Annotated in this window: 23 protein-coding genes and 1 pseudogene; 21 read left to right on the forward strand and 3 right to left on the reverse strand. The window is 60.8% G+C overall.

The features are described 5' to 3' along the window. Window positions 1–138 precede the first annotated feature (138 nt). Both KJQ96_RS04010 and KJQ96_RS04015 read left to right on the forward strand, forming a co-directional pair. A complete protein-coding gene (locus KJQ96_RS04010) occupies window positions 139–1,026 on the forward strand; it encodes a LysR substrate-binding domain-containing protein (RefSeq protein WP_213285400.1) in 888 nt (295 codons plus the stop codon). A 36-nt stretch (window positions 1,027–1,062) separates the two neighbouring features. Then, window positions 1,063–2,424, forward strand: coding sequence for an NAD(P)H-dependent oxidoreductase (locus KJQ96_RS04015; protein ID WP_213285401.1), 1,362 nt, complete (start codon window positions 1,063–1,065; stop codon window positions 2,422–2,424). A 63-nt stretch (window positions 2,425–2,487) separates the two neighbouring features. Here KJQ96_RS04015 and KJQ96_RS04020 read toward each other — a convergent pair whose 3' ends face one another. Continuing rightward, window positions 2,488–2,964: a helix-turn-helix domain-containing protein gene (locus KJQ96_RS04020; RefSeq protein ID WP_249733699.1), complete on the reverse strand. Its 477-nt coding sequence runs from the start codon at window positions 2,962–2,964 to the stop codon at window positions 2,488–2,490. A 165-nt stretch (window positions 2,965–3,129) separates the two neighbouring features. Between KJQ96_RS04020 and KJQ96_RS04025 the strand changes: the two genes are divergently transcribed. Together KJQ96_RS04025 and KJQ96_RS04030 are read left to right on the forward strand one after the other, a co-directional pair. Further along, entirely contained in the window at window positions 3,130–3,912 is a 783-nt protein-coding gene (locus KJQ96_RS04025; RefSeq protein ID WP_213285402.1) for a hypothetical protein, read from the forward strand. A gap of 19 nt (window positions 3,913–3,931) precedes the next feature. Continuing rightward, a complete protein-coding gene (locus KJQ96_RS04030; RefSeq protein ID WP_213285403.1) occupies window positions 3,932–4,306 on the forward strand; it encodes a nuclear transport factor 2 family protein in 375 nt (124 codons plus the stop codon). Between the two features lie 308 nt (window positions 4,307–4,614). On the opposite strand, the gene KJQ96_RS04035 is transcribed toward KJQ96_RS04030, so the two are convergent. Further along, a complete protein-coding gene (locus tag KJQ96_RS04035) occupies window positions 4,615–5,151 on the reverse strand; it encodes a hypothetical protein (RefSeq protein WP_213285404.1) in 537 nt (178 codons plus the stop codon). Between the two features lie 373 nt (window positions 5,152–5,524). On the opposite strand from KJQ96_RS04035, the gene aepX reads away from it, so the two are divergent. The 5 genes from aepX (at window position 5,525) to phnY (ending at window position 11,304) form a co-directional block, all read left to right on the forward strand. Continuing rightward, a complete protein-coding gene (aepX, locus tag KJQ96_RS04040; protein ID WP_213285405.1) occupies window positions 5,525–6,475 on the forward strand; it encodes a phosphoenolpyruvate mutase in 951 nt (316 codons plus the stop codon). 54 nt (window positions 6,476–6,529) lie between these two features. Continuing rightward, on the forward strand, window positions 6,530–7,603 hold the full coding sequence (locus tag KJQ96_RS04045) for a methyltransferase (RefSeq protein ID WP_213285406.1): 1,074 nt from the start codon (window positions 6,530–6,532) through the stop codon (window positions 7,601–7,603). A 132-nt stretch (window positions 7,604–7,735) separates the two neighbouring features. Next, window positions 7,736–8,902 carry a phosphonopyruvate decarboxylase gene (aepY, locus tag KJQ96_RS04050; protein ID WP_213285407.1) on the forward strand — a complete coding sequence of 389 codons (1,167 nt, stop codon included), beginning with the start codon at window positions 7,736–7,738 and terminating at the stop codon, window positions 8,900–8,902. Window positions 8,903–8,920: 18 nt separating this feature from the next. Then, window positions 8,921–9,874 (forward strand): DMT family transporter, encoded by a 954-nt coding sequence (locus KJQ96_RS04055; RefSeq protein ID WP_213285408.1) that lies wholly within the window; start codon window positions 8,921–8,923, stop codon window positions 9,872–9,874. A gap of 23 nt (window positions 9,875–9,897) precedes the next feature. After that, entirely contained in the window at window positions 9,898–11,304 is a 1,407-nt protein-coding gene (gene phnY, locus KJQ96_RS04060; protein ID WP_249733700.1) for a phosphonoacetaldehyde dehydrogenase, read from the forward strand. Between the two features lie 8 nt (window positions 11,305–11,312). Here the strand turns inward: phnY and KJQ96_RS04065 are convergent, their stop codons facing one another. Beyond that, on the reverse strand, window positions 11,313–12,221 hold the full coding sequence (locus KJQ96_RS04065; protein ID WP_309142364.1) for a sugar-binding domain-containing protein: 909 nt from the start codon (window positions 12,219–12,221) through the stop codon (window positions 11,313–11,315). Window positions 12,222–12,461: 240 nt separating this feature from the next. Here KJQ96_RS04065 and KJQ96_RS04070 point away from each other — a divergent pair, with 240 nt between their 5' ends. The 12 genes and pseudogenes from KJQ96_RS04070 (at window position 12,462) to KJQ96_RS04120 (ending at window position 25,211) form a co-directional block, all read left to right on the forward strand. Then, the gene (locus KJQ96_RS04070) at window positions 12,462–13,664 is read left to right on the forward strand and encodes an ABC transporter substrate-binding protein (RefSeq protein ID WP_213285410.1); all 1,203 of its coding nucleotides are present in this window, start codon (window positions 12,462–12,464) and stop codon (window positions 13,662–13,664) included. Next, entirely contained in the window at window positions 13,661–14,482 is an 822-nt protein-coding gene (locus KJQ96_RS04075; RefSeq protein WP_249733703.1) for an ABC transporter ATP-binding protein, read from the forward strand. The genes KJQ96_RS04070 and KJQ96_RS04075 overlap by 4 nt, the downstream gene beginning before the upstream one ends. Window positions 14,483–14,492: 10 nt before the next feature. Further along, window positions 14,493–15,182 (forward strand): ABC transporter ATP-binding protein, encoded by a 690-nt coding sequence (locus KJQ96_RS04080; RefSeq protein WP_249733705.1) that lies wholly within the window; start codon window positions 14,493–14,495, stop codon window positions 15,180–15,182. Window positions 15,183–15,189: 7 nt separating this feature from the next. Continuing rightward, window positions 15,190–16,044, forward strand: a pseudogene (locus tag KJQ96_RS41715) (branched-chain amino acid ABC transporter permease); the annotation flags it as partial. 162 nt (window positions 16,045–16,206) lie between these two features. Beyond that, on the forward strand, window positions 16,207–17,106 hold the full coding sequence (locus KJQ96_RS41720) for a branched-chain amino acid ABC transporter permease (RefSeq protein ID WP_309142365.1): 900 nt from the start codon (window positions 16,207–16,209) through the stop codon (window positions 17,104–17,106). Further along, window positions 17,103–18,452, forward strand: a complete 1,350-nt coding sequence (locus tag KJQ96_RS04090) for an amidase (protein ID WP_213285413.1) — start codon at window positions 17,103–17,105, stop codon at window positions 18,450–18,452. Before KJQ96_RS41720 ends, KJQ96_RS04090 begins: the two co-directional genes overlap by 4 nt. Further along, on the forward strand, window positions 18,439–19,731 hold the full coding sequence (gene phnA / locus KJQ96_RS04095; protein WP_213285414.1) for a phosphonoacetate hydrolase: 1,293 nt from the start codon (window positions 18,439–18,441) through the stop codon (window positions 19,729–19,731). The genes KJQ96_RS04090 and phnA overlap by 14 nt, the downstream gene beginning before the upstream one ends. 2 nt (window positions 19,732–19,733) lie before the next feature. Beyond that, window positions 19,734–21,020, forward strand: coding sequence for an alkaline phosphatase family protein (locus tag KJQ96_RS04100; protein ID WP_213285415.1), 1,287 nt, complete (start codon window positions 19,734–19,736; stop codon window positions 21,018–21,020). Beyond that, window positions 21,013–22,134: an ABC transporter ATP-binding protein gene (locus tag KJQ96_RS04105; protein WP_213285416.1), complete on the forward strand. Its 1,122-nt coding sequence runs from the start codon at window positions 21,013–21,015 to the stop codon at window positions 22,132–22,134. The genes KJQ96_RS04100 and KJQ96_RS04105 overlap by 8 nt, the downstream gene beginning before the upstream one ends. 101 nt (window positions 22,135–22,235) lie before the next feature. Further along, a complete protein-coding gene (locus KJQ96_RS04110; protein WP_249733707.1) occupies window positions 22,236–23,063 on the forward strand; it encodes a carbohydrate ABC transporter permease in 828 nt (275 codons plus the stop codon). Further along, a complete protein-coding gene (locus tag KJQ96_RS04115) occupies window positions 23,060–23,902 on the forward strand; it encodes a carbohydrate ABC transporter permease (protein WP_213285418.1) in 843 nt (280 codons plus the stop codon). The genes KJQ96_RS04110 and KJQ96_RS04115 overlap by 4 nt, the downstream gene beginning before the upstream one ends. Before the next feature lie 52 nt (window positions 23,903–23,954). Beyond that, a complete protein-coding gene (locus KJQ96_RS04120) occupies window positions 23,955–25,211 on the forward strand; it encodes an ABC transporter substrate-binding protein (protein WP_213285419.1) in 1,257 nt (418 codons plus the stop codon). Window positions 25,212–25,221 lie beyond the last annotated feature (10 nt).

Here is a 25,221-nt window from a genome sequence, read left to right on the forward strand (position 1 = left end):
CTGACTCGCCTTTTCCCATGGGAAAAACGCAAAAATTGCGCTATTTGATGAATTAGATTCATCCTGCCGGCCTCCTCCGATGGTTGGCCGGCATCCCGCAATCATCGAACGTTGGGGAATCGAGTTCCTGAGGAAGACATGAGACGCTTGCCGCTTTCCGCGCTCCAGGCCTTCGAGGCCGCAGCCCGGACGGGTTCCTTTCGGGCAGCCGGCGAGGAGCTCGGCATTTCGCCGAGCGCGGTCAGCCACGCGGTCCGCAAGCTCGAAAGTCTGATGGGTGCGGTGCTGTTCGACAGGCAGAGCCGTGCCGTCCATCTCAACACGGCAGGTGAAGCGCTGATGCGCCACGTCGCGTCTGGCTTCGACGAGATGCGGCAAGGCATCGAGACCGTCGGCTCGCGCTCCGGCAACCTGCTGCGGCTGCATTGCGCGCCCTCCATGGCCGCGCAATGGCTCATGCCGCGCCTGCGAGATCTCTTGGCCAAGCAACCCTGGCTCGAGGTGCGGCTTGCGGCCGGGGTCGACTATCCGCGGTTTGAGCACGACGAGTTCGACGCCGACATCTGCTACGGGCCACCGCGGCAGGAGGGATTGATCGTCATCCCGCTCGGCGAGGAGACCGTCACCCCGCTCTGCGCGCCGGATCTCGCCGCGCAGATCACCTCAGCGAAGGATCTCCTCGACGCGAAGCTCATCGAAAGCGACAACAAGCGCGTGCGGTGGAATAGCTGGTTCGATGCGAACGAGATCGCTCCTCCGGCTCCCCGTGGCTCGCGCTTCGACCGGTCCTTCATGGCCATCGCCGCAGCCGTCGACGGGCTCGGCGTCGCCCTGGAATCGACACGGCTGGCCGAACGCGAGATTGCGGCCGGCCAGCTCGTCGCTCCGCTCGCTGGGCGGGCGAAGGACGTGGGCTATGTCGGGCACTACCTCGTCTTTCCACGTGTGGCCAAGGCTCGCCGAGCGGTCCGGATGTTCACGCACTGGCTGACGCAGGAGTTGAGCCTGCCTCCGCCAAAGATCTGAAACAAGGCAGCGCCACTTAATGACTGGAGAGACATCGTGAGCCTCTACGCAAAACTCCTCGAACGCGAAGCAGAGCGACGCCCGATCAAGGTCGGGTTGATCGGTGCAGGAAAGTTCGGCGCGATGTACCTTCATCAGGTTCTGCGTACGCCCGGTGTGCATCTCGTCGGCATCGCCGATCTATCGCCATCTCGTGCGACCGAGAACCTGAAGCGCGTCGGATGGACCGAGGAGCGGTATGGCGCAGTCTCTCTTGATGATGCCCTTGAGAATGGCACGACCTTCCTGACCGACAACTGGGAAGCGCTTGTCGAATACCACGGCATTGACGTGATTGCCGAATGCACTGGTAATCCGGTGGCTGCCGTCGAACACTGTCTAGCGGCATTTTCGGCCGGCAAGCCGATCATCAACGTAACGGTCGAAGCTGATGCGTTCTGCGGACCGATCCTGGCGCACAAAGCCAGGCAGGCAGGTGTGATTTACAGCCTTGCCTATGGCGATCAACCGGCTTTGGCCTGTGATCTCGTTGACTGGGCGAGGGCATGCGGCTTCCCAGTGGTCGCGGCTGGTCGTGGTCACAAATGGCTGCCGCAATATCGGGAATCGACGCCTGAAACGGTGTGGGACCACTGGGGGCTAACCACCGAGCAAGCTGCACGCGGTGGCATGAACCCGAAGATGTTCAACGCTTTCCTTGACGGATCGAAGCCGGCGATCGAATCCGCTGCGATAGCGAACGCGACCGGCCTGGAGGCGCCCTCGCAGGGGCTTACCTTCCCTCCGGGATCAGTGGACGACATTCCTACGCTGATGCGCCCTCGCTCCGAAGGAGGAGTCTTGGAGGCCAAGGGTCAAGTCGAGGTCGTGTCCTGCCTCACGGCCGACGGCGTTCAGATCCCCAACGATATTCGAAAGGGCGTCTGGGTTTGCTTCGAAGGCGATAGCGAGTACATCCGCAATTGTTTCGAGGAGTACAAGGTTGTCACGGATCCGACTGGCCGTTACATGAGCTCCTATAAAAAATGGCACCTGATCGGTCTGGAACTCGGAATATCGGTGGCAGCCATCGCAATTCGCGGCGAACCGACAGGTGTAGCAACGAGCTTCAATGCCGATGTTGCCGCTACCGCAAAGAAGGATTTGCGTGCGGGGGATGTACTCGACGGGGAAGGAGGTTACACCGTCTTCGGAAAGTTGACGCCCGCCAGCACGTCGCTGGCGAAGGGATATCTGCCGCTAGGTCTTGCGCACAATGTGCGAATGATCCGGCCAGTGGCCAAAGACTCCTGCATCACCTGGGCCGATGTAGCGATCGACGAGACGCTGCCCGCAGTGCGTATCCGACGGGAGCAGGAGGCGCTCTATACTCCGGCTGCTACACGAAAACGCGCCTAGCTTGTCGCCCATCACCAGGCGGCAAAGCCGTATCTATGTCGCCCAAAGTTCGATATCGTTGCCCTATTCCGCGTCGGTTGCCTTCAGAAGCTGCGCGACTTCCATTACTTTTCGACGTAGGCGCTCATCAGCAATGCCGAAGTAGAGCTCGAGGAGCTGACGCGACTCTCGCTTCGTAACCAATTCACTCCAATCCTGTGCTTCGGAGGTTTGCTTCGATTCGACAGACGGTCGTTTCTTGCCTTCCAACTCGTCGAAGAACCATGTGATCGGGACGGCGAGTTGCACAGCAATGCCGTAGAGTCTTGACGCGCTGATCCGGGTTTCGCCTGCCTCATATTTTTGGATGAGCTGAGATGTCAGGCCAAGACGCCTTGCCAGTTCGTCCTGACTCAGGCCGAGGAGGTTGCGCCTGAGACGCAGCCGCTTCCCCACGTGCTCGTCGACAGGAGTCGGCTTCTTCGACGACACCCTCATTTTGCCGCCCCGCCTGGTCGGCGTGCGGGATTTCGATTTCTTCTCGGAAGGCTCAGAAGGCATCAAGCACCGCCGGTTGAATTCTTGCTCGGCACAATCAATTGGAATGGTGGAAATGGCATATCAACTCCTGGGCGGTACTATCAACTAGAATTATGTCACGCGGGTTACAAATGCACGGATTATTAGGCTCAACCACACGATGTGAGAACGATGGGATATTAATCCATGCACGAGCCTCTTCCGATATCGGGCCGGCTACCTGCTCATCTCAAGATCAAATACGGCCCCGTGGACCTGCTCGGGCGGTTCTTCCTCTGGGCCGACACCGCTGCAAGGGATCGCGGCGTAACACTGTCCTTTGCCAGCCTGCAGGATCTCGTCGAAGCCAATAAGGCCAACTCCGATAGCTGGCGCCCGCTTGTTCCGGTTTTTGACGAGGCTCTGGGCGGCGTTACGCCGGAGACAGCGTTTGTTCTGATCGGGCGGAACACGCATGGAGAGGTCGTCGCAACACAAGCGGCGCGCATCTATGATTGGCCGGAAACGTCTCTGAAGGACGAAGCCACGTCGCTGCGAATGTTCTATGCCGATTCCGCTGCCGCTTTCGCGCGCGGAGATCGCTGCGAGATCACCGCGCCGATTGCCAAGAAAATCACCGGGCGCGTCGTCTTTTCCGGTGGCATCTGGTATCGACGTGATTTCAGAGGAAAGGACCTTGGAACTATTCTGCCGCGCATTTCGCGGGCATACGCCTTCACACGCTGGAATAGCGATTTCACGATCGGCATGCTGGGCGATGGCGTCATCGCCGGCGGCCTGGCAGAGCGCGCCGGATATACGAAGGTCGAGCTCGGCTGCATCAAACTTGTGGCGTCGCCGCTTGGCGACATGCGTTGCGGGTTAGCCTGGATGCAGCGTGACGAACTCCTCGCCGATCTCGCAGCAATCATGGATCGGGCGAGTGTCCCTGTCATTGGGCCCCGCGTTGCCGAGGACGCAAATCACTGATGTCGCAAGGCGAAGCGGTATGATTATCCAAACCTTTCGTCCAGAGGATTCAGAAGGACTTGTCAAGGGGATGTTCGGTTGCATCGACGGCCGGGACTGGGCAGGGCTTTCCGATTTTCTCCACGATGAGGCGATCTACGAACGACCGGGTTATGAGCCGTTCGTCGGAAAGCCGGCCATCCTGGACTTCTACCTGACAAAACGGATCATTTCGCTCGGCCAGCACTGCGTCGAGAGGGTGCTGAGCGACGGCGCAAACATTGCGTGCTGGGGCAGCTTTTCCGGCGTTGCCAAGAATGGGCGCAATCTCAGCATGCGTTTTGCAGATGTCTACCGCATCAGGGAAGGGCGGATTGATCTACGCCGGACATTCTTCGACAGCCCGGCGATCTAGGGTGGATTGTTGCTCCCTGAAGTCAAAGACCGATGCGCCGAGAAGGCATGTTCCCCCGTTTCCCTTGCAGGTGAACGGCAAGATGAGACGCCGATAATGGCAGCGAATGCTATCGTTCATGTCTGGCCGTCTGATCGTGGCGTCCACCTCGTCCAGGCGCGGTAGTCGCGTCTCCTGGACGCGGCGGTAAATGCCTTCCACCCATCGGCCGTAATTGTAATCCGGTTGTTCTTCCATCGGCAGACCCCGCGAATTCTTCCGCCAGGTCTCGCCGTAAATTTCAAAGCCAGATCCGACATCGGTAATGGTCAGCCGGCCATCCACAGGCTCGACAAGCATGAAGCGCGGACGAAGCGATCAGGCAATACGTCGGCCAGCGTCGCAGAATCGTAAACCTGCTTCGAATCAATCCATTGCGCGAAAAGGGTTGATAGTGCTTCGTCCGTGTTCGCAAGTATTTCGAGCGGGAGCTCTCTGCTCGTGAACGCGCAAGAAGGTTGCTGATGGCTCGCAGCAATCCGCTCGGCAATGTAGGCGATCGTCTGCGCGAGGCTCGGGACCAGTTTCTCGACGAACTGGTCCGGATGGGAAATGACGGTGCGCTCGATCCCCATATCGGCGAGGCAGTATAGAGCTGCGGCGATGCTCGTCTGGGACACCGTTTCGGGCCGAAATCGGATGCGCGCCGCATTGGGAGCGATTTTCGTGACAGCCACAAATCCCAGATTTTCGATGAGGTAGGTCAGAAAATCGAAGTCGGGAAGTGAGCAGTGCAGGAAGCTTCTTAAGGCCGGGGATCGAGCATCCCATGCGCGACCGCGGTCATCCAGAACGATAGTTTGCATGCGACCCTCACCCGTCAACCCGGAGCAAAGTCGTCCATCCAGCGCTCATTGTTTGGCGAAGTTGCGCCATCTTAGCCACACTCGCTGGGCTAGACATCAAAATTCGATGGATAATTGGCATCACGCTTTAGTGACGCCGTTCTTCGGCGCCGCTCTGCCGTCCCAAATCTGGACGCGCGAAGTCAGAAGCTGAATCGCTTAATGGTTGCGATGAATGAAGTGGCGCGGGCAACCGGCTGCGTCACTCCGACATGTGGTCTCTCTCAAACAACTAGAATTAGATTTTCTTGCTGGCAACTAGAATTAGATATTGACGCCCAGCATAAATAGGTGACAACTATTGGTTGGTCAGGGAACGCTCAAGGAGTTCGGCATGCAACCGCAAAAACAGTCCATCGTTGCGAACAGTCATCATCACCACGCCACAACGGGAGCGGCGGACAAGCTTCGCAACCAGATCTGCTGCAATCACGAGCTCTCGTTCCTGATGGAAGCCCACGACGCTCTGTCGGGCGCCATCGCCGAGCGCGCAGGCTTTAAGGGGCTCTGGGCGTCCGGCCTGTCAATTTCGTGCTCGCTGGGCTACCGCGACGCCAACGAAGCCTCCTGGACCCAGCTCGTCGATGTCGTCGAGCGCATCGTGGACTCGACTGACCTTCCGGTGCTTGTCGACGGCGATAGCGGCTTCGGCAATTTCAACAATGCACGCCTTCTGGCACGCAAGCTGCAGCAACGTGGCGCTGCCGGCGTCGCGCTGGAGGACAAGGGCTTTCCCAAGATGAATTCGTTCGTCGGCGATCGGCATCCGCTTGCCGATACCGGCGAATTCTCGGGCCGGCTGCGCGCGGTGAGGGACACGGTAGGCGACGATCTGGTCCTCGTCGCACGGATCGAGGCGCTGATCGCCGGCCACGGAATGGACGAGGCTCTCATGCGCGCCCATGCCTATGCCGAGGCCGGGGCAGACGCCATCCTCATTCATTCGCGCAAGAGCGCGGCGGACGAGATCCTCGCTTTTGCCGGCGCCTGGCAGAATCGGCTTCCCGTTGTGATCGTCCCCACCAAGTACTATCGAACGCCCGTCTCCGCCTATCGCGAAGCCGGCATCTCGACAGTGATCTGGGCCAACCACTCGATGCGGGCGGCAATCGCCGGGATGAGAGACATTTGCGGCCGCATTATCGCCGAGGAGAGCATCGCCGGCATCGAAGGCGAAGTCGCCACGCTCGACGAGGTCTTTGGTCTAATGCGCTACGGTGAACTCGCTGCCGCCGAGGAGCGATACTTGCCGACGTACGGCGGAAACGGTCACGCGAAAGCGTGATTCTCCGGCCTCCATCCCACAGCATAGAAACCTTCCTAACGCGGAGATTGTGCCATGCTTCATTCAACACTAGCGACGCCACTGTCAATCCAGATGCCTGAACCGGATATCGCGCAGGTGATCCGATGGCGCGATAGTTCCTATGCGGCTGACCTCTATATTGCGGCGGTCTCGTGGCTAGATCTCTTTACCTATCTCGACCAAAGCCCCGCGACTGAAGCAGAACTGCGCAGGCATTTTCAGCTCAAGGAGCGGCCGACGCGAACGATGATCAGGCTCTTTGAGTCCTGGGGGCTCCTCGTCAACATCGATGGCAAACTTCTCGTGACGGCATCTGCGCGGCGGTACCTGAGCCGCGGCTCAAACGAGAACATTTCCTCCTACATTGCCACCATGAAGTACAAATCGTCTGTCCGGGAGATCTACGACGTGTTGCGCCAGGGTGCACCTGACACCTGGCATGTTGAGCGTGGCGACACGACCAACTGGGACGCGCTGATGCAAACGGACGATTTCGCCGATCTGAATACGCGCGGAATGGAGGAGCGTGGGCGGATTTTTGCTCCCGATCTCGCGCGCCTGCTCGATTGTACACAGGACACGGCCGTTCTGGATGTGGGAGGTGGATCCGGGGTCTACTCGGCGCACCTGCTCAACCGCTATCCCAATCTGTCGGCGACGATATTTGAGCGTCCCCCAGTCGATCAACTCGCCACGCGATGTCTTGCCGAGCGTAAGCTGACGGCACCAAGAGCGCGTGTGATCGCCGGAGATATGTTTGTCGATCCATTTCCGGAAACCGCTTCTCTCCATCTCTATTCGCATGTCCTGCACAATTGGGGGCCGGAGAAGGTGCGGCTGTTGCTGGAAAAATCGTACCAGAGCTTGCTGCCTGGCGGTCGGGTGGCGGTTTACAGTTGCCACCCGGACGATCGAGGCGGGCCTGCGCCGGTCGCGGAGGCAGAATATTCAGTCCTGCTGACCACCGGCTATGAGGGCTGCTGCTACAGTTTCGAGGACATGCGTTCCCTCATGGAAGGCGTCGGCTTTCAGCACGTCGACTATCGCAAGTCGATTTGCAACCGAAGTCTCATCACGGCGCGAAAGCTCGCCAACAGGTCTGCGTGAACAAGAACTCTGTCTAAACATAATCGCTGTCTGAGCGTTTTGCTCGACCCCTGGTGTCGTCGATGCTGACGGCACCAAACGCTGCGCCGTGTCCGGCGCGGGAGAAAAATGCCGCCTGTCGGGAGGAAACTAATGACTTTGTCGACAACGACACTCTTGGCTCTTCTGAAGCAGCAGAGGTATCAGTTTTTTTCCGGAGTACCTTGCTCGAATTTCGCTGATCTGTTCCAGCAGGTATCCTTGGACAAGGATATTAGGTCAGTCCCGGCAGCGAGCGAAGGCAGCGCGTTGTCATTTGCCGTCGGCGCGGCTCTGGCGGGGCGACGAAGCGTCGTTGCCCTCCAGAATTCCGGACTGGGAAACATCATCAATCCGCTGACATCGCTAGTCCAGGTTAACTGCATTCCGACACTGCTTCTGATCGCCGTGCGGGGACATACCGACGAACCCAAGGACGAGCCGCAGCATCGCATCATGGGTGCCAATACCCACGCATTGCTCGATCAACTGGCAATTCCATGGGGCGAGTTCGACGGGACGCCACAGGGGTTCACGGCGTGCCTCCTGAAGGCCGAAGAGGCGTTCCAGCGATCAGTCTCGTTTGCGATTCTTGTCCGGAAAGGTCAGCTCTCGGCGGGCCTCGGCGTCGTTGTCAAATGCGAGCAACCAATGAGCAATTATCCACTCAGCGTCGGATGCGCTTTGGAAATCGTCAGCGAAGCCCTGCGACCCACCGATCTCGTTGTCTCAACAACCGGGTTCATTTCCCGGGAGTTATTTCGCTCGAGCGACCGGCCGGGGAATTTCTACATGCAGGGATCGTTGGGCCATTGCAGCGCGGTGGCTGCGGGGGTCGCGCTCGCGCATCCATCGCGTCGCGTGATCGCGCTGGATGGCGATGGCGCTGTGCTGATGCATATGGGGGTCTTGTCCACGATCGGGTACGCATCCCCCCGAAATTTCCTGCACATCGTACTCGATAACGAAGGCTACGTCTCAACCGGGGGGCAGGAATCCACTTCGGCGACTTCCTCGCTGGAAGCGGTTGCCAAGGCCTGTGGGTACGGTGCGGTCAGCCGATGCGTAACCAGTGCCGAATTGGGCGAAGCGGTTGCACGGAGCTTGTCGACCGACGGGCCGCACTTCCTGCTCTGCAAGGTCAATCAATTACATGCGCGCTCGCTACCCCGGGTGACGTCCCGTCACACCCCGGAGGAGAACAAAGAAGCGTTCCAGATCGCGTTGAACCAGCCGCGCGCCTTCCATCTGCAAGCCGTGCCGGAAGCAGTAGCTCGGTGAAAACATCAGGCGGTTAATATGCTGATCGGGTTCCTTTGCCTCTCGTTCGTCGTCGTCATTTGGGGCACAAACTGGCTTGTGATCAAGGATGCCTTGCAGTCTTCGCCGCCCCTGCTCTTTACCGGCATCCGTTTGCTCGGCGGGGCAATCGCGATCGGAGCCGCCCGGCTGTGCCTTGGATACCCACTCGAGCTTGGTTGTGGTGGGAAGGGCAGGCTTGTCGCGGTGGGTCTCCTTCAAATGGCTGGAGGCCTTGGGCTGAGCCTGGTCGGCTTGCAGTATCTCGATGTCGGCACCAGCGCTTTGATTTTCTATACGATGCCCTTGTGGCTCATCGCGATCGAATGGACGATCGATCGCCAAAAGCAATCGCTCCTCGATGTCATCGCACTGACCTGTGGAATGCTTGGTCTCGGCCTACTGGCGTTGGGCGCGAATCCGGTTGCGACACCTCATGGCATCCTGGGCATCGCGCTGCTCTCGATGGCGGCTTTCAGTTGGGCGCTGGGAACATGGATCCACAAACGTACCCCCGGCGACATCGACGTATGGAGCCGTACCATCTTTCAATTGGCGACTTCAGGCGTAGTTGTCATCGTTGCGTCGCTCCTGCTGGAGCGTCGGATTGACTGGACACAATTGCCGATTCTTGCCTGGCCTATCGCATTCAACTGCATCGTGGCGACAGGGTTGGCGTTCGTCGCCTGGTACCGCGCGCTCAGCACTATTTCCACGCAGATCGCATCCCAGAGTCTCGTGCTGATCCCTGTCGTCGCGCTGGTAGCGGCTGCCGTCCTGCAACAGGAGACTCCCACGACACGCGTCGTCGTCGCCTGTGTCTTCATCATCGTCGGTGTCTCCATCGCGATCTGGCATGCTGGTGGCCAAGGGAGCCGAGCCGGTGAGTGCGAGCCCGCGCGGTCGGAAGCCTACGATCGGCACGGAACGCCACACGGAGCCGAGCGATGTTAGATTCGACGCGGCTCTATCATCCAATGAAGATCGCAGGAGAGGATGTTCATACGGACGCATCCATCGATGTGCGGAACCCGTTTACCGGTCAGATAATAGCTGTAGTGCCGCAGGCGCGTCCCGAACATGCGCGCCGCGCCTTCGCGATTGCGCGGGCATTCCGTCCCAGGCTCACGCGGCGTGAGCGGGCGCGGATCCTCCTGGCGACGGCGGATGCGATCGAAGCAAACCGAGACAGGCTTGCGCGCCTGATTACATCGGAAAGCGGCCTATGCTTGAAAGACTCGCTACATGAAACCGCGCGGGCCAAGGATGTCTGGTCATTCGCCGCGCATGCAGTGCTCCAGGACGATGGAGCGATTTACGCGGGCGATATCGGAGGGAATGCGCAAAGCAGACGCATATTTGCGACCAGGACGCCGCTCCTTGGTGTCATCTCAGCGATTACTCCCTTCAACCATCCGCTGAATCTCGTGAGCCATAAGCTCGCTCCGGCGATCGCGACCAACAATAGGGTCGTGCTCAAACCGGCAGAGGCGACTCCTTTGACCGCGCTTGCTCTTGCCGAGCTGCTTTATGAGGCGGGACTGCCGCCGGAAATGTTGTCGGTAGTCACCGGCGATCCGCGTTCGCTGGGAGATGAGATGATCAATGACCCGGATATCGACCTGGTGACATTTACCGGATCGGTGAGCGCCGGAAAGAAAATTGCCGAACGGGTGGGATATAGAAGGCTGGTGCTCGAGCTCGGCGGGAACGATCCTCTGATCGTAATGGGTGACGCTGATCTCGACCGCGCAGCCCGATTGGCGGTGCAGGGTGCGACCAAGAATTCCGGGCAACGCTGTACCGCCGTCAAGCGGGCCTTGGTCGTCGAGGGCATAGCCGATCGCTTTGCCGAAGCGACCCTCTCTCTGATGAGGCGCCTCACGGCAGGAGATCCCATGGATCCCAACACGGATGTGGGCACGGTCATCAATGCGAAGGCGGCGTCGACAATTGCCCGACGCGTCGAAGCCGCAATTCAGGGCGGCGCCCGCCTGCTGCTCGGCAATACTCCGAAGGGCGCGCTTTACCCGCCGACACTATTGGACCATGTCGCGTACGATTGCGAGTTGGTGCGCGAAGAGACCTTTGGTCCCGTCCTGCCGATCATTCGCTGCCCGGATGACGTCGAGCACATCATCGCCATCGCAAATTCAACGGCCTTCGGTCTTTCGGCGGGGTTGTGCACAAACAGGCTCGACTACATCACCCGCTTTGTCGATGGTCTCGACGTCGGCTGCGTCAACGTGTGGGAAGTTCCAGGATACCGGACGGAGCTGACGCCATTCGGCGGCATCAAGGATTCCGGCCTCGGCCATAAGGAGGGCGTGCTGGAGGCCATGAAGAGCTTCACGAACATAAAAACCTACTCGCTGCCGTGGTGAGGCAAACTTCAATCCAGGAGTTTGGACCCGGCCGCTTCATCGGTGACCAGGACCTGGCAGAAGCCAGCCAGCAGGCCGGCGCGAATGATGGGGACCTTGTGCTCGCCTCCGGCGGCGAGAATCCGATGTCTGATTTGGAGCACATGGTCGATCGGCGGATGGATCGTTCGTTGCACCAGGGGGTGGTGAAGCGGCTTACCGGCTGAGTCGAGGTAGTGACCGCAAATGTCCCCGACCGCACCGGCTTCAAGCAACGAAGCCCAGGTTTCGCGAGAAATGACCTCGTACTCGAGCGCCTTTGATTGCTCGGAGAGGTCGATCGCACTCAACAGGGCCACGTCGAGGGAGGGCACCATGGCGAGCACTGAACGAACAGGCTCACTCGCGACGAGGATGTCCCTCAGCTCCGCCGTCTCGGCGAACATCGGCGCGGTCAGATAATAGCATCGCGCGCCAAGCGCCCGGGCTATCATGGTTGCATTGTCATACGGATTGATCGGCGCGCTTTCGGCCAACCCGCCCGACATCAGCACCACGCGGGTGCCGTCTCCAGATCGCTGCGGCAGGCTTTGAGCTGCGGCATTGATGGTGCCTCCCCAGGTGATTCCTAGCGAACCCGACGGCGGGAGGCACTCGGCGACGTATCGCGCGGCGGCGGCTCCGATGAACGAACGCACGTCGGTGCCGCCCAGGGGGACCGGGACCACGATCGCGTGACGCAGGTCAAATTTGCGGATGAGTTCTTCTTCAATCTCGGTGCGGTGGCCAGCCGGATCGGCGATCGTGATTTGAACGAAGCCGCTTTCCCGTGCCTCACCGAGGATCCGGTTGACGCGCTTGCGCGTCATCTTCAGCCGCTGCGCGATCGCGTCCTGGGTTTGGCCTTCCCTGAAATAGTACCAGCAGATTTTGGCCACCAACGCGGCGTCGGCTCGACCATCGCCGGCTTCGCCTTCGCTTGGTGCCGCTTGCGGGCCTCGAATCAACGCGCACTCCGATCAGCTTCAGGAACCGCTGTTTGCCTCCTTCGGGGGTGGATGGCAACCCCATCATATTTCTCCACAATTCATCGTTATGCACAAATGTGCCTGCATCGTCACAAATGTGTAATGGGCTCTCTCTATCAGTTCGCCGAGCTTGGAAACAGGAGAGAATCCATGCGTCGGCTGGTCATCGTGTCATCACTGCTGTGCGGCTGGGCAACGTCCGCCCTCGCGCAATTTTCCGACAACAAGATCGTCATCGGTGTGATGGGTGATCAAAGCGGAGTCGTCGCTGATGTCGGCGGACCCGGATCGATCCTGGCGGCCCGTATGGCGGTTGAGGATTCGGGCGGGACTGCTGGCAGTGTCCCCATCGAGATCATTACTGCCGACCATCAGAATAAGCCCGACGTCGCGTCTGCGATTGCCCGCGAATGGTTCGACCGGCGCGGCGTCGACGTCGTCGTCGACCTGCCGCATTCCGGTGTGGTCTTCGGGTTGATGGCGATTGCCACCGAAAAAAAGCGCTCCCTGATGATATCCGGCGCCGCCAGCGTGGAGATAACCGGAGGGCGCTGCTCCCCCTTTGCCACGCACTGGACTGATGACACTTACTCGCTCGCGCGCGGGACCGCCGCGGCCCTGATGCAGCAGGACCTGAAGTCCTGGTATTTTCTCACCGCGGATTACGCATTCGGCCACGATCTCGAAAAGGACGCTTCGCGCGTCGTCGAGGAACGTGGAGGTAAGGTGGTTGGAAGCGCTCGCCACCCCCTGAGCACGGCCGATTTCTCCGCGCTTCTGCTCCGTGCGAAATCCTCGCAAGCGCAGGTAGTAGCGCTGGCCAGCGCCGGCGCTGACACCGTCAACGCCATCAAGCAGGCTGGTCAGTTCGGTATCATGCGCGGTGGCCAGCGTGTCGCGGCTCTCCACGCATTCGTCACCGACATCAACAGTGTCGGTCTCGAAGCGGCTCAGGGCCTGATCATCACCAGCGGCTTTTACTGGAATGACACCGATGGGACTCGCGCCTTTTCTGAGCGCTTTTTCAAAGCTCATGGACGCATGCCGACCCGTGAACAAGCCGGCGTCTATACGAGTGTGCTGCACTATCTCAAGGCCGCCAGCAAAGCGAAGACTGACGATGCCGCGGTCGTGAATACGGAAATGCGAAAGCTGCCCGTCGATAAATTCGGCCGGCAAGTCCACATTCAGGAAAACGGTCGCGTCGTCTACGATCTCGGTGTTTATCGTGTGAAGACCGCGGCCGAGAGCAAAGCTCCCTGGGACTACTATGAGCGCATCGCCACGGTTTCGGCCGACACCGCCTTTCGCTCGATCGATACCGCGGGCTGCGCCGCTCCGAGCGTTCGATGACGACCCTCATTCTTGATCGTCCGCAGCGGGCAGCCGCGCCAATTGCCTCGGCTGTCCGAAAGCGTGCTGCAACTTCGCTGCTGAGCGCCCGCGACCTGACTGTTCGTTTCGGCGATTTCGAAGCGCTTCGCGGCGTCTCGATCGATCTCGACGCAAGGTCGATCCATGCGGTGATCGGGCCCAATGGGGCAGGCAAGACGACGTTATTCAACGTGATCAGCGGCTTTATGAAGCCGACCGCCGGCCACGTTCATCTCAACGATGTGGATGTGACTGCGGTCTCGCCGAACCGTCTTGCGCGGCTCGGGCTGGCCCGATCGTTTCAGATATGCTCGATTTTTCCAAATCTCTCCGTCGCCGATAATGTCCGCACGGCACTGGCGCTGAACGTGCGGGGTCTGCAGCTCCTGCGCGGCCGTTCGAGACGGAACGAAAATGAAGCAACGGTCCGGCATCTTCTCGATCAAGGCGGGTTGACAGACGAAAGCGAACGCCGCGCCGCGGATCTACCCTATGGTCGCCGGCGACTGCTTGAAATCGTCACGACGATCGCCATTGCGCCGAAATTTCTGCTGCTCGACGAGCCCACTGCGGGTCTCGCCCGGGAAGACATCGCGCCTGTCGCGGCCCTGATCAAGACGGTCGCCGCCACCTGCGGCGTCCTTTTGGTCGAACACAATCTGCAGGTCGTGAAAAGTCTGGCAGCGAAGGTCACGGTGCTCGCGGAAGGCTCGGTCCTCTGCGAGGGCAGCTACGACGAGGTCGCGCGCGACCCTCGCGTGATCAGCGCCTACATCGGGGCCGAGTGTCGTGCCTGAGGCGGTTTCGATGCGCCTATCGAACGTGCAAGCGTGGTACGGCGATTCTCAGGCGCTGTTCGGCGTCGGGTTCGCGGTTCGGCCAGGCGAGGTGACCTGTCTAGTTGGCCGCAATGGCGCGGGTAAGACAACCATCCTTCGCGCCATCATGGGTTTACTGCCGCGACAAACCGGCAGCATTATCTTGTCGGGGCGCGAAGCAAGCGGAATGCGCCCATATGAGCGTACTCGGTTCGGCATCGGCTATTGCCCCGAGGAGCGGGCGATCTTCTCCAGCCTTACCGTCGAGGAGAATCTTGCCCTTCCTCCGGCGGTTCGCGCCGCGGGCATGGCCAAGGCCGATATCTTCGCGCTGTTCCCGAATCTTCGCACGAGGGGACGCCACTATGGCGACCAGCTCAGCGGCGGCGAGCAGCAAATGCTCGCCATCGCGAGGATTTTGCGCACAGGCGCGCAGACGCTTCTTTTGGACGAACCCACGGAGGGACTGGCGCCGGTCATCGTGAAACAGATCGAGCATGTGCTGATCGAACTCAAGCGACGCGACTACACGATCCTGCTTGTGGAACAGAACCTCGACTTCGTCCTGCATCTGGCCGATCGGGTGGTGGCGATCGAAAACGGTTCGGTTGTGGACGACCTCGAAACCCGAGGTGGCGAGTACGTCAGGGCTCGGCTCCTCGAACGTCTAGCGCTGTGATTCCTGCATGACAGATCTCATCCTCGGCTACCTTACGATCGGCCTCGTCAACGGCTCGTTCTATGCGCTGCTTAGTCTCGGGCTAGCGCTTATCTTCGGCCTTCTCAACATTCTCAACATGACGCATGGCGTGCTCTACATGATGGGCGCTTTTGCCGCATGGGCCGGCTCTCGTTATCTCGGATTGGGGTATTTCGGGGGGCTGATTTTCGCACCGGTCTGCGTAGCTGCTTTCGGCATCATCCTCGAACGTTCGTTGCTGCGTCGAACCTATGGCCTCGACCCGCTCTACGGATTCATGCTGACGTTCGGCGCGGCGATGGTCGTTCAGGGTGGCTTCCAGGCCTATTTCGGTTCGACCGGACTTCCCTACGCCGCGCCGGATTGGCTATCCGGCGGGCTGGATCTCGGTTTTCTGTATTTCCCTGCATACCGACTTTGGGTCGTCGCCGTGGCGCTTGTCATATGTGTGAGCGTCTGGATCGCAATTGCGCGCACGCGTCTTGGCTCGGTTCTGCGCGCGTCGTCCGAAAATGCAGCTACTGCCGAAGCGCTCGGCGTCGGCGTGCCTCATGTTTTCGCCGCCACTTTCGCCCTGGGCGCCGCCCTGGCGGGACTGGCAGGCGCGCTGGCCGCGCCGATCTACCAGGTCAGCCCTCTGATGGGCTCGGACATCCTGCTTATCGTATTTGCAATCATCGTCATCGGCGGCATGGGCTCGATCGGAGGAACCATCGTCTCGAGCTATGCCCTCGCGCTGATCGAGAGCCTTACACAGGCGCTGGTCCCGCAGGCGGCAAGCTTCATCGTCTTCGCCTTCATGTGCGTTGTGCTTCTGCTTCGGCCGCAAGGGCTGTTCGGCATTTCGGTGGTCCGATCCCACGAATTCCTGGCGGCCCGGCTTCCGTGGATTGAGCCTGCGGATAAGGAAACCGCCGCCGAACGCTTGACCGGCATGGTGCCGGTACTCGCCGCCGTTGCCGCGCTTTTGGCACTGCCGATGCTGCTCTATCCCGTCTACCTGATGAAGATCTTCTGTTTCACGATCTTCGCCGCCTCATTCAATTTCCTGCTGGGATTTGCCGGCATCATGTCCTTTGGCCAGGCGGCCTTGTTCGGTACTGCGGCCTATCTCACAGCGCATGCGGCGAGAGAGTGGGCGCTGTCACCGGAAGCCGCGATCGGCGTCGGGATAGCGGCGGCGCTCGTTCTCGGTTTCGTCATGGGCGTCTTTGCGATCAGACGCCGGGGCATCTATCAGGCCATGATCACGCTGGCGATCGCGCAGATGGTCTATTTTGTCTATGTGCAGGCCAGCTTTACACATGGCGAGGATGGCATCCAGTCAGTCCCCCGCGGGATGTTGCTGGGGCTGATCGATCTTCGCAACGACACCAATGTTTACTGGCTCTGCGCTGCCGCCATGCTCGGTGTGCTCTTCGGTCTGCGCCGTCTGATCAACTCCCCGTTCGGGATGATGTTGATCGCCATTCGCGACAATGAACGCCGGGCTCTGTCGCTGGGGCACAATGTTGACGCATACAAACTCGCTGCATTCGGCATCGCCGCTTTCTGCGCCGGCATTGCCGGCTCGATGAGCGCCATCGTCTTTCAGTTGGCCACATTGTCCGGCGTGCATTGGCATCTCTCGGGCGAAGCCGTGCTGATGGCGTTGATCGGCGGTATCGGAACATTCGGCGGACCTCTCGTCGGCGCCGCCGTGTTGGTGACGATGCAGCATTTCCTATCGTCGTTCGGCGCCTGGATCGTGGCAATCCAGGGAGCCGTCTTTGTTCTGTGCGTCCTGCTGTTTCGCGACGGGTTATTGCCCCATGCCCTTGCACTCGCCGCAAATCTTCGCCGGCAGGACGCAACGTCGAAAACGAGCGGGACGCCGCAAGCTGTGGAGGCTGTCGGCCAATGAATGACGTATCAGGCACCCAGAGGCTGGCGCTCGTTTCGAATAGCAAGCGATTGAATGAATTGTCGGCTTGCACGATCGTCAGTGCGATCCGCGATCGCCTGATAACGGCGACATCCGTGATGGAAGCCTGCCTGGAGCGGATTGCCGTTCGCGAACCGCAGGTGAAGGCCTGGAGCTTCCTGGATGTCGATCTGGCGCGGGAACGCGCGCGGCTGGCGGATGAATGGCAGGCCGCGCGATTCCCGCTCGGCCCGTTGCATGGTCTGCCGGTAGGCGTGAAGGATGTGTTCGATACCAGCGACATGCCGTCCGAATATGGCAGCGGAAGCTTGCGTGGGCGTCGGCCGACCGAAAACGCGGATGCCGTCACCGTGTTGCACCGGGCCGGAGCCCTCATCGTTGGCAAGACCAGCACGTCCGAATTCGGAATGTATCATCCCGGTCCGACGCATAATCCCCTGGATCTGTCGCGCTCACCGGGCGTGTCGTCGGCAGGGTCCGCGGCGGCCGTTGTCGATCACATGGTTCCGCTGGCGCTCGGCACCCAACACACGGCATCCACGACACTACCAGCTTCGTTTTGCGGCGCGTTCGCTTTTAAGCCGTCGCTGAATTTCACGAGCATGCGGGCATCGAACGTGCTGGTCCCCCGCATGGCGCATGTAGGTCTGATGGCGCGCTCGGTCGACGACCTCGCGCTGTTTGCCGGAGCATTCGATCGTCGGCTCGCGGAGGTCGAAGCGCTGCGACATCCGCCCAGGCTAGGTTTGGTCCGCGGGCCGGGCTGGCACATGGTAAGTCCGGACGCGCGTCAAGCTCTCGATCGTTTGGTCGCCGGACTGCCTGCAGCGGTGGTCGCGGTCGATCTTCCGGGCGAATTCGATACGGCGCTTGAGGTTGTGCTTGGCCTTCTCAATGCTCACCTGGCATACCGTTTCGGTGCCCTGCCGGAGGAAACGTTCCGCAGCTTCTGTCCTCCGCTGCAGGAGGGCATCGTTGCCGGGCGTGCGTTGAGCGCCGCGCGCTATCTCGAACTCGAGGCCATGGCCGACCGGCTCACCGCTCTGGCCGCGGCATTATTTCGTGATCATGACGCCTTGATCACGCTATCCGCGCCGGGAGAGGCCACGCGCCTTGAGGAGGGGCCGGGCTCCGGCGTCATGTCCATGCCCTGGAGCCTGTGCGGATTACCGACTGTGTCCTTACCGCTGCTGCGCGGCATGAATGGCATGCCGATCGGCGTTCAGCTCGTTGGTTGCCAGGGGAGCGATCGCAATCTTTTGCGCGTGGCGGCATGGCTCACGGATGCTGTACTGAACGACGGGTCTTCTCATGAACAAGTCTAATCTGGCCCTGACCGATGCCGCGTCCTATCTCGCTGAGAGACCTCTGGTGACAGTGAACGGGCGCGCCTATGCGTGGCCGAAACGTCCCGCTGTGGTCATCTGTTTCGACGGCTGCGATCCGACCTATATCGAGTCTGCCAGCGCCGCCGGGGCCATCCCTGCCATCGACCGGATGCGGCGCGAAGGCTTCTCAGCCTCCGCGCTCGCGGCAATGCCCACATTCACCAATCCCAACAACGTGTCCATCGTCTGCGGCGTGCCGCCCGCCGTTCACGGCGTCTCCGGCAATTTCTATCTCGACCGCGATACCGGCGCAGAAATCATGATGGTGGACGCGACTCCGGTGCGCGCGCCGACTATTCTGGCAGCGTTCTCGCAAGCGGGAGCCAAGATTGCCGCCGTTACTGCCAAGGACAAGCTGCGCAGGGCACTCGGTCATGGGCTCGACGGCATCGCTTTCTCTGCCGAGAAGGCCGATGAGGCGACCGATGCGGAGAACGGCATCTCCGCAATCGGCGCGCTGGTGGGGCGTGGAGCGCCAGGCCAGTATTCCGCCGATCTTTCCTTGTTCGTGCTCGACGCCGGAATTCGCCTGCTTGAAATCCGCCGGCCAGACCTGATTTATCTGTCGCTTTCCGATTATGTGCAGCACAAGCATGCGCCGGATGCACCCGAAGCGATTGCCTTTATGCGTGCGGTGGACCAGCGGCTCGCAAGGTTGCTCGGGCTCGGCGCCTGCCTCGGGATTGTCGCCGACCATGGCATGAATGACATGGCCCACCCGGGCGGCGAGCCAAACGTCGTCTATCTCGGCGACCTGCTGGATGCCGCCTTCGGTGAGGGCACAACCCGCGTCATCTGTCCGATAACAGATCCCTTCGTGCGTCACCACGGCGCCCTGGGCGGCTTTGTCCGTGTCCATCTGCAACGGACGGAGCCTTCCAGCGCCACGGTGTTGAATTTCATTCGGCAGATTCCCGGCGTCTGTATGGCCATGCCGCGTGAGGAAGCGTGCCTGCGCTTCGAGCTGCCGGAAGATCGCGAAGGCGACATCGCCGTGGTGGCCAGGTCGGGCGTCGCCCTTGGCGCCCATGCCCGCGACCACGACATTTCGCAGCTCTCGGGCGAGCGGCTGCGTTCTCATGGCGGGCTCGCCGAGCAGGTGGTGCCGTTCATCCTCTCTCATCCGCTCAAGGCCGGACTGGTCGAGGGCAGCGCAGGGAAACCGCTCCGCAACTACGATGTTTTCTCAGTCCTGCTCAACGACGTGGAAGTCTGACTATGCGTCGCGCCGTCCTCGTCATCCTCGATGGCCTGCGCCGCGATCTCGTGACGCGGCAGACCACACCTCGTCTTGCCGCCTTCGCCGAGCGCGCTGAGCAGTTCTCTGCTCATCGCACGGTGTTTCCGTCCTGCACGCGGGTGGTCTCGGCGAGCCTGGCGACCGGTTGCCATCCGGCCCGCCACGGCTTGCAGGGCAACACCATGGCGCTCATGGAAGACGGGCGCCTCGTTCGGCACGACGCGGGTCGCCCCGACTTCCTCCAGCACAAGCGGCGCGTCACCGGCCGCGCGCTGGCCGTGCCAACTTTGGCCGAGCGCTTAACGGACAGCGGCGGCGCCATCATCTTTAGCAACGTTTCACCAGGAGCAGCCTATGCGCACGATCCGGATGGATTTGGGCGGGTCTATCATCGCGCCGGATCGTTCGGCCGCGGCCGGGTCCCGCTACCGCAGGATGAGCAACTTCGCGTCACACTGGACGTAGAGGGCGACCGGGCAATGACCGAGCGCTTCATCCGCGAAGCGGTGTTGCCTCCGTCCGATCCTCCTGCGCTTGCGGTGCTGTGGCTCGGCGAGCCGGATGCCACGCAGCACGCCTTGCCCATGGGATCGCCCGGTCATCTTGCGGTGTTGCAAGAGGCAGATCGCAATGCCGATCGCGTCATGGACGCGGTGGCCACGCTCGCCGACAGGGACGATATTCTTCTGCTGATTGGATCAGATCACGGCCATCAGACCGTCTCCGGCGTCATCGACATCGACGAAGAACTGGTTACAGCCGGATTGAAGGAGAGCCTTGAATCAACCGACGTGGTCGTCGCCTCGAACGGTACCTCCGCGTTGCTTTACGTCCATCCCGATTTCGTCGCGCGCGCGCCGTTGGTCGGCGATTTCCTCGCCAATCAGGAATGGGCGGAAACGGTTCTCGATGGCGCCGCATTGGCGTCGGTGGGGCAGGGCCGGGACCACGGCCTCGCATTTGCGGTCTCAATGCGCGCGAGCGAGGAGCCCAATACCTACGGCGTGGCTGGCATCAGCCTCGTCGCGGAGCGCGCCGGTGGCAAGGCAGATATCCTCGGCAGCGGCCAGCACGGTGGCCTCGGCGCAGGCGAGCAAGCGCCCTTTCTCATGATCGACGGCGCGGGCTTCAGCCCTGGCGCCGCGAGGCAGCAGCCTTCCTGCATCATCGACATCGCGCCAACCATTCTTACGCATCTCGGGCTTCCCGCCTCCGGAATGGACGGGCGTCCGCTCCAGGCAGTGCGGGGAGGCCACGATGGCTGAGATCGAGCTGCGCCGCATCGAGAAGAGCTATGGCGAAGCTGCTGTTGTAAAAGGAGTGTCGCTAAGCATTCGTGATGGGGAGTTTCTTACCCTGGTGGGCCCCTCCGGATGTGGGAAATCAACCTTGCTGCGGATCATCGCCGGGCTGGAGGCGCAGAATAGCGGTGAGGTCGTGGTGGGTGGCCGCTGCGTGGACGACATGCGCCCCAAGGAGCGCGATGTCGCCATGGTATTCCAATCTTACGCGCTCTATCCTCATCTTAGCGTGTTCGACAACCTCGCCTTGCCGCTGCGGACTCGGCGGCTGAGCTTCGCACAGCGGCTTCCATTTTTAGGCCGTGCGTTTCCAAGACGCGGCGGCATTGAAAAGACAATTCGGGCCGATGTCGAGCAGGCGGCTTGTCTGCTCGATATCGCCCATCTGCTGCACCGCAAGCCGGGCCAGCTTTCCGGCGGTCAGCGCCAGCGCGTCGCGCTGGGCCGCGCGATGGTGCGGCATCCCGCGGTGTTTCTGATGGACGAGCCGCTGTCCAACCTCGACGCCAAATTGCGGGTGCAGATGCGTGCGGAAATCATCGCGCTACATCGCCGTCTCGGCGTCACTTTCGTGTACGTCACCCACGATCAGGCAGAAGCGATGACCATGTCCGACCGCGTCGCCGTGATGATGGGCGGCGAACTGCTTCAGGTCGACCGACCGGAGCGGCTCTATCGCGACCCAGAGGACCTGCGGGTCGCCGAGATGATCGGCAGCCCGAAAATCAACGTGGTTTCTCGCGCGCATTGGACATCTTTGGGTGCATCGCTCCCTGCAGGTGTTCATCGCAACTCGATGTACCTCGCGTTTCGTCCAGAGGCCGTCGGAATAGTCGCGTCCGGGGATGGAAGACTCAACGGCGTCATCGCCAGCGTCGAGAATCTCGGCTCTGATATTTTCTTGAACGTTACGCTGGCAGACGGGCACGGCACCGTCGTCGTGCGTACGCATCCCGACGCATCGCGTTCCGAAGTGGTCCGTTCGGTGGGCCTTCAGATCGACCCGGCCAACTTGCTGCAGTTTGATAGCGCGGGCATGCGCCAGCGCCAGGCTGAGCAGGTAGAGGCCGCAGCATGACGGCGCTTGACCAGAATCGCGCGCGCAGGGCCGACGCGAAAGCAAGCTTCGCAACGAGATCGAGAGAGCAGGGGCTTGCCTGGCTTGCCGTATCGCCGGCATTGCTGCTGTTGATCGGACTTCTGTTCGGCCCGGTCGCGGCGGTGGTGCTTTTCTCGCTGACAGACTGGCAGCTTGGATCATTTAATTTTCATTTCATCGGGATTGCGAATTTCAAGACGCTGTTCACGGACCCGACCTTCTGGAAGGCCCTGAGCAATACGCTGATTTATGCGGCCATCGTCGTGCCGGGCACGGTGCTGCTCGGACTCGTCGTCGCTCTGCTCATCGAAGCCAGTCCCAACCTGCGTGGTTTCTACAGGGCCGCCCATTTCCTTCCCGTGATGTCCACTATGTCGGCCATGGCGATCGTCTGGGGCACCATGCTGCATCCCACGATCGGCCTCGTGAACCGCGCCCTGGGCGCGGTGGGTATTTCCGGGGTGAATTGGCTCAGGGACGAGCGTACGGCGCTACTCGCTTTGGCCGTGATCGGCATATGGCAAGGCTTTGGTTTTGCCATGGTGCTGTTCATATCCGGCCTGAAGGCCGTTCCGCAGCAGCTATACGACGCAGCCGCCGTTGACGGCGCCGACGGCGTTCTGGACCGGCTGCGTTTCGTGACGTTGCCCATGCTGGGACCGGTCACCATGTTCGTCGTCATCCTGACGGCGACACGGGCTTTCGAGGTCTTCGACAGCGTTCGCGTCCTGACCCAGGGCGGGCCGAACTATGCATCCGAGGTGCTGCTACACCGGTTCTACACCGAGAGCTTCGATTTCCTGCGCATGGGATATGGCGCAGCTCTCACCGTTGTCTATCTCGCGATCGTTGTGCTGCTTACGCTGACACAGGCGCGGCTTCTCGAAGGGCGGGTCCATTATTCATGATCGCCGGCTTTCCAGGTCGGAGGTTTGCTGGCCGGGTCGCTCGGCATGCGATTCTGATTCTCACGGTCGCTTTTGCGCTACTGCCATTCCTCTGGATGGTGAGCCTGTCGCTCAAACCGCCGGAAGAGATCTTCCAGGTCGATTTCCGCCTTTGGCCGACGGCCTTTCATGGGGTCGAGAACTATCACGTCGCGCTAACTGCGGCACCGATGTTCCGCTTCCTGTTGAACGGATTGCTGGTATGCGCAGCGATCTTTGCGCTGCAGCTTCTTGTCTGCATTCCCTGTGCCTATGCACTTGCGAAGCTGCGCTTTCGCGGCAGGGACACCTTGTTCTCCGCCGTGCTGGTCGGCCTGCTGCTGCCGCCTCAAGCGCTCGCCATTCCACATTTCCTCATGTTGAACGTGTTTGGGCTCCTGGACACCTATGCCGCGCTGATCCTGCCGTGGGCGATCTCCACTTTCGGCATTTTCCTGCTGCGGCAGTTCTTTCGATCCATACCCGACGAGATCATTCACGCCGCCCGCCTCGATGGACTCGGCGAATTCGAGATCATCTGGCGCATCATGATCCCCATGACCGCCCCGGCGCTGACCGCGTTTGGCATCTTCTCGATCGTGGCCCATTGGAATGACTTGTTCTGGCCGCTCATCGCGGTGCGCCGCGAGGAAATTTCCACGCCTGCGCTCGGCATCCTGCTCTTTCGTGACGACGAAGCCGGGCAATTCTTCGGTCCGCTGATGGCCGGCGCCGTGATCATCGTAGCCCCGCTCCTCGTTGCATTCCTGATCGCGCAGCGCCGGCTTATCGACGGCCTCGCTGTAACGACCATGAGGTAATCCAAAATGGAGACCGTCCGTGATTGATCGAATCGTAACCAGACTTTGTCCAATGCTGGCCGGCGCCGCTGCCCTCGTGGCAGTCGGTGCGACTTCTACGCGGGCCGAGGTCACGCTCGACGTGCTCTACACCACACCCGGTACCTTCAATGCGCTTCATCAGGAATTGGCCAGGCGGTTCACCGAGGCGCACCCCGACATCAAGGTGAAGTTCCGCAATCCCGCAGCGGGCTACGAGGAGGCCGCGCAACAGATCCTGCGTGACCAGATCACCGGTCGCCTGCCGGATGTGGCCTTCAACGGGATCAACCAAATTGGCCTGTTCGTGGATCGAGGATTAGGCGCGCCGCTGGACGGATTCGCGGCGGCAGACGGTGGGCTTGCCGAACTTGGCTATTACCCGACGCTTGCGGAACTCGGAAGATACAAGGGCAAGCTCTACGGACTGCCGTTCGCTATCTCGACGCCGGTGCTCTATGTGAATGCTGATCTGCTCGCAAAGTCTGGCACCGATGTGTCAGCGCTGCCAAAAACCTGGCCGGAGCTTCTGGCTCTGGGCAAGAACATTGAGGCGAAAGCGGGTACTGCGGCTACCGGCTTCTATTATCAGTGGGAGCAAACCGGCAACTGGTTATTCCAGTCGCTGGTGACGAGCAAAGGCGGCCGTATTCTCAAGGCCGATGGGTGCGGTATCGCCTTCGACGACGCAAACGGGATGTGGGCGCTGAAGACGCTCGAAGCTTTCGGCAGATCGGGCATGCCAAACCTTGGGCTCGGTCAGGCCCGGCAATCATTCATCGCCGGCAATATCGCGATACTCGCGGATTCCACATCCTATGTGGCCGCGGCCGAACGGCAGATCGGCGGTCGGTTCCAGTTCAAAACCGTCGTCTTCCCGCTCGCCGTCACAGGCGGGCGCCTTCCCGCAGGCGGAAACGTCGCTATGGTTTTCGCAAAGGACGCCGAACGCCAGAAGGCCGCCTGGAAATATGTGAAGTTCGTCACCGGGCCGGTCGGCCAGACCGCGATGGTCAATTCCACCGGCTATATGCCCGGCAACGAGATCGCCGTGAAGACGCCGGACCTGCTCGGCGCTTTCTATAGAAAGAGTCCCAATCACCTGACCAGTATCCAGCAACTACCGTTGCTGACGGAATGGGCGTCTTTTCCAGGTGACAATTCGCTGAAAATTATCGAGGTGATCAAGCACCATATAGAGGGCCTAGTGACGGGCAAGCGTACGGCGGAGCAGGTCATGCCGGCGCTGGTTGGAGATGTGTCCAATCTTCTGCCAAAGTGCGGCGGCTAGCCAGCGATCG

The sequence above is a fragment of the Bradyrhizobium sp. sGM-13 genome, assembly GCF_018398875.1.
GTDB lineage: Bacteria > Pseudomonadota > Alphaproteobacteria > Rhizobiales > Xanthobacteraceae > Bradyrhizobium.

Excerpts from the sequence above, each read along its gene's own strand:
- KJQ96_RS04010 (WP_213285400.1), top strand. The coding sequence starts at position 139 with ATGAGACGCTTGCCGCTTTCCGCGCTCCAGGCCTTCGAGGCCGCAGCC.
- KJQ96_RS04020 (WP_249733699.1), bottom strand. The coding sequence starts at position 2,964 with ATGCCTTCTGAGCCTTCCGAGAAGAAATCGAAATCCCGCACGCCGACC.
- KJQ96_RS04025 (WP_213285402.1), top strand. The coding sequence starts at position 3,130 with ATGCACGAGCCTCTTCCGATATCGGGCCGGCTACCTGCTCATCTCAAG.
- KJQ96_RS04030 (WP_213285403.1), top strand. The coding sequence starts at position 3,932 with ATGATTATCCAAACCTTTCGTCCAGAGGATTCAGAAGGACTTGTCAAG.
- KJQ96_RS04035 (WP_213285404.1), bottom strand. The coding sequence starts at position 5,151 with ATGCAAACTATCGTTCTGGATGACCGCGGTCGCGCATGGGATGCTCGA.
- aepX (WP_213285405.1), top strand. The coding sequence starts at position 5,525 with ATGCAACCGCAAAAACAGTCCATCGTTGCGAACAGTCATCATCACCAC.
- KJQ96_RS04045 (WP_213285406.1), top strand. The coding sequence starts at position 6,530 with ATGCTTCATTCAACACTAGCGACGCCACTGTCAATCCAGATGCCTGAA.
- aepY (WP_213285407.1), top strand. The coding sequence starts at position 7,736 with ATGACTTTGTCGACAACGACACTCTTGGCTCTTCTGAAGCAGCAGAGG.
- KJQ96_RS04055 (WP_213285408.1), top strand. The coding sequence starts at position 8,921 with ATGCTGATCGGGTTCCTTTGCCTCTCGTTCGTCGTCGTCATTTGGGGC.
- phnY (WP_249733700.1), top strand. The coding sequence starts at position 9,898 with ATGAAGATCGCAGGAGAGGATGTTCATACGGACGCATCCATCGATGTG.
- KJQ96_RS04070 (WP_213285410.1), top strand. The coding sequence starts at position 12,462 with ATGCGTCGGCTGGTCATCGTGTCATCACTGCTGTGCGGCTGGGCAACG.
- KJQ96_RS04075 (WP_249733703.1), top strand. The coding sequence starts at position 13,661 with ATGACGACCCTCATTCTTGATCGTCCGCAGCGGGCAGCCGCGCCAATT.
- KJQ96_RS04080 (WP_249733705.1), top strand. The coding sequence starts at position 14,493 with ATGCGCCTATCGAACGTGCAAGCGTGGTACGGCGATTCTCAGGCGCTG.
- KJQ96_RS41720 (WP_309142365.1), top strand. The coding sequence starts at position 16,207 with ATGAAGATCTTCTGTTTCACGATCTTCGCCGCCTCATTCAATTTCCTG.
- KJQ96_RS04090 (WP_213285413.1), top strand. The coding sequence starts at position 17,103 with ATGAATGACGTATCAGGCACCCAGAGGCTGGCGCTCGTTTCGAATAGC.
- phnA (WP_213285414.1), top strand. The coding sequence starts at position 18,439 with ATGAACAAGTCTAATCTGGCCCTGACCGATGCCGCGTCCTATCTCGCT.
- KJQ96_RS04100 (WP_213285415.1), top strand. The coding sequence starts at position 19,734 with ATGCGTCGCGCCGTCCTCGTCATCCTCGATGGCCTGCGCCGCGATCTC.
- KJQ96_RS04105 (WP_213285416.1), top strand. The coding sequence starts at position 21,013 with ATGGCTGAGATCGAGCTGCGCCGCATCGAGAAGAGCTATGGCGAAGCT.
- KJQ96_RS04115 (WP_213285418.1), top strand. The coding sequence starts at position 23,060 with ATGATCGCCGGCTTTCCAGGTCGGAGGTTTGCTGGCCGGGTCGCTCGG.
- KJQ96_RS04120 (WP_213285419.1), top strand. The coding sequence starts at position 23,955 with ATGCTGGCCGGCGCCGCTGCCCTCGTGGCAGTCGGTGCGACTTCTACG.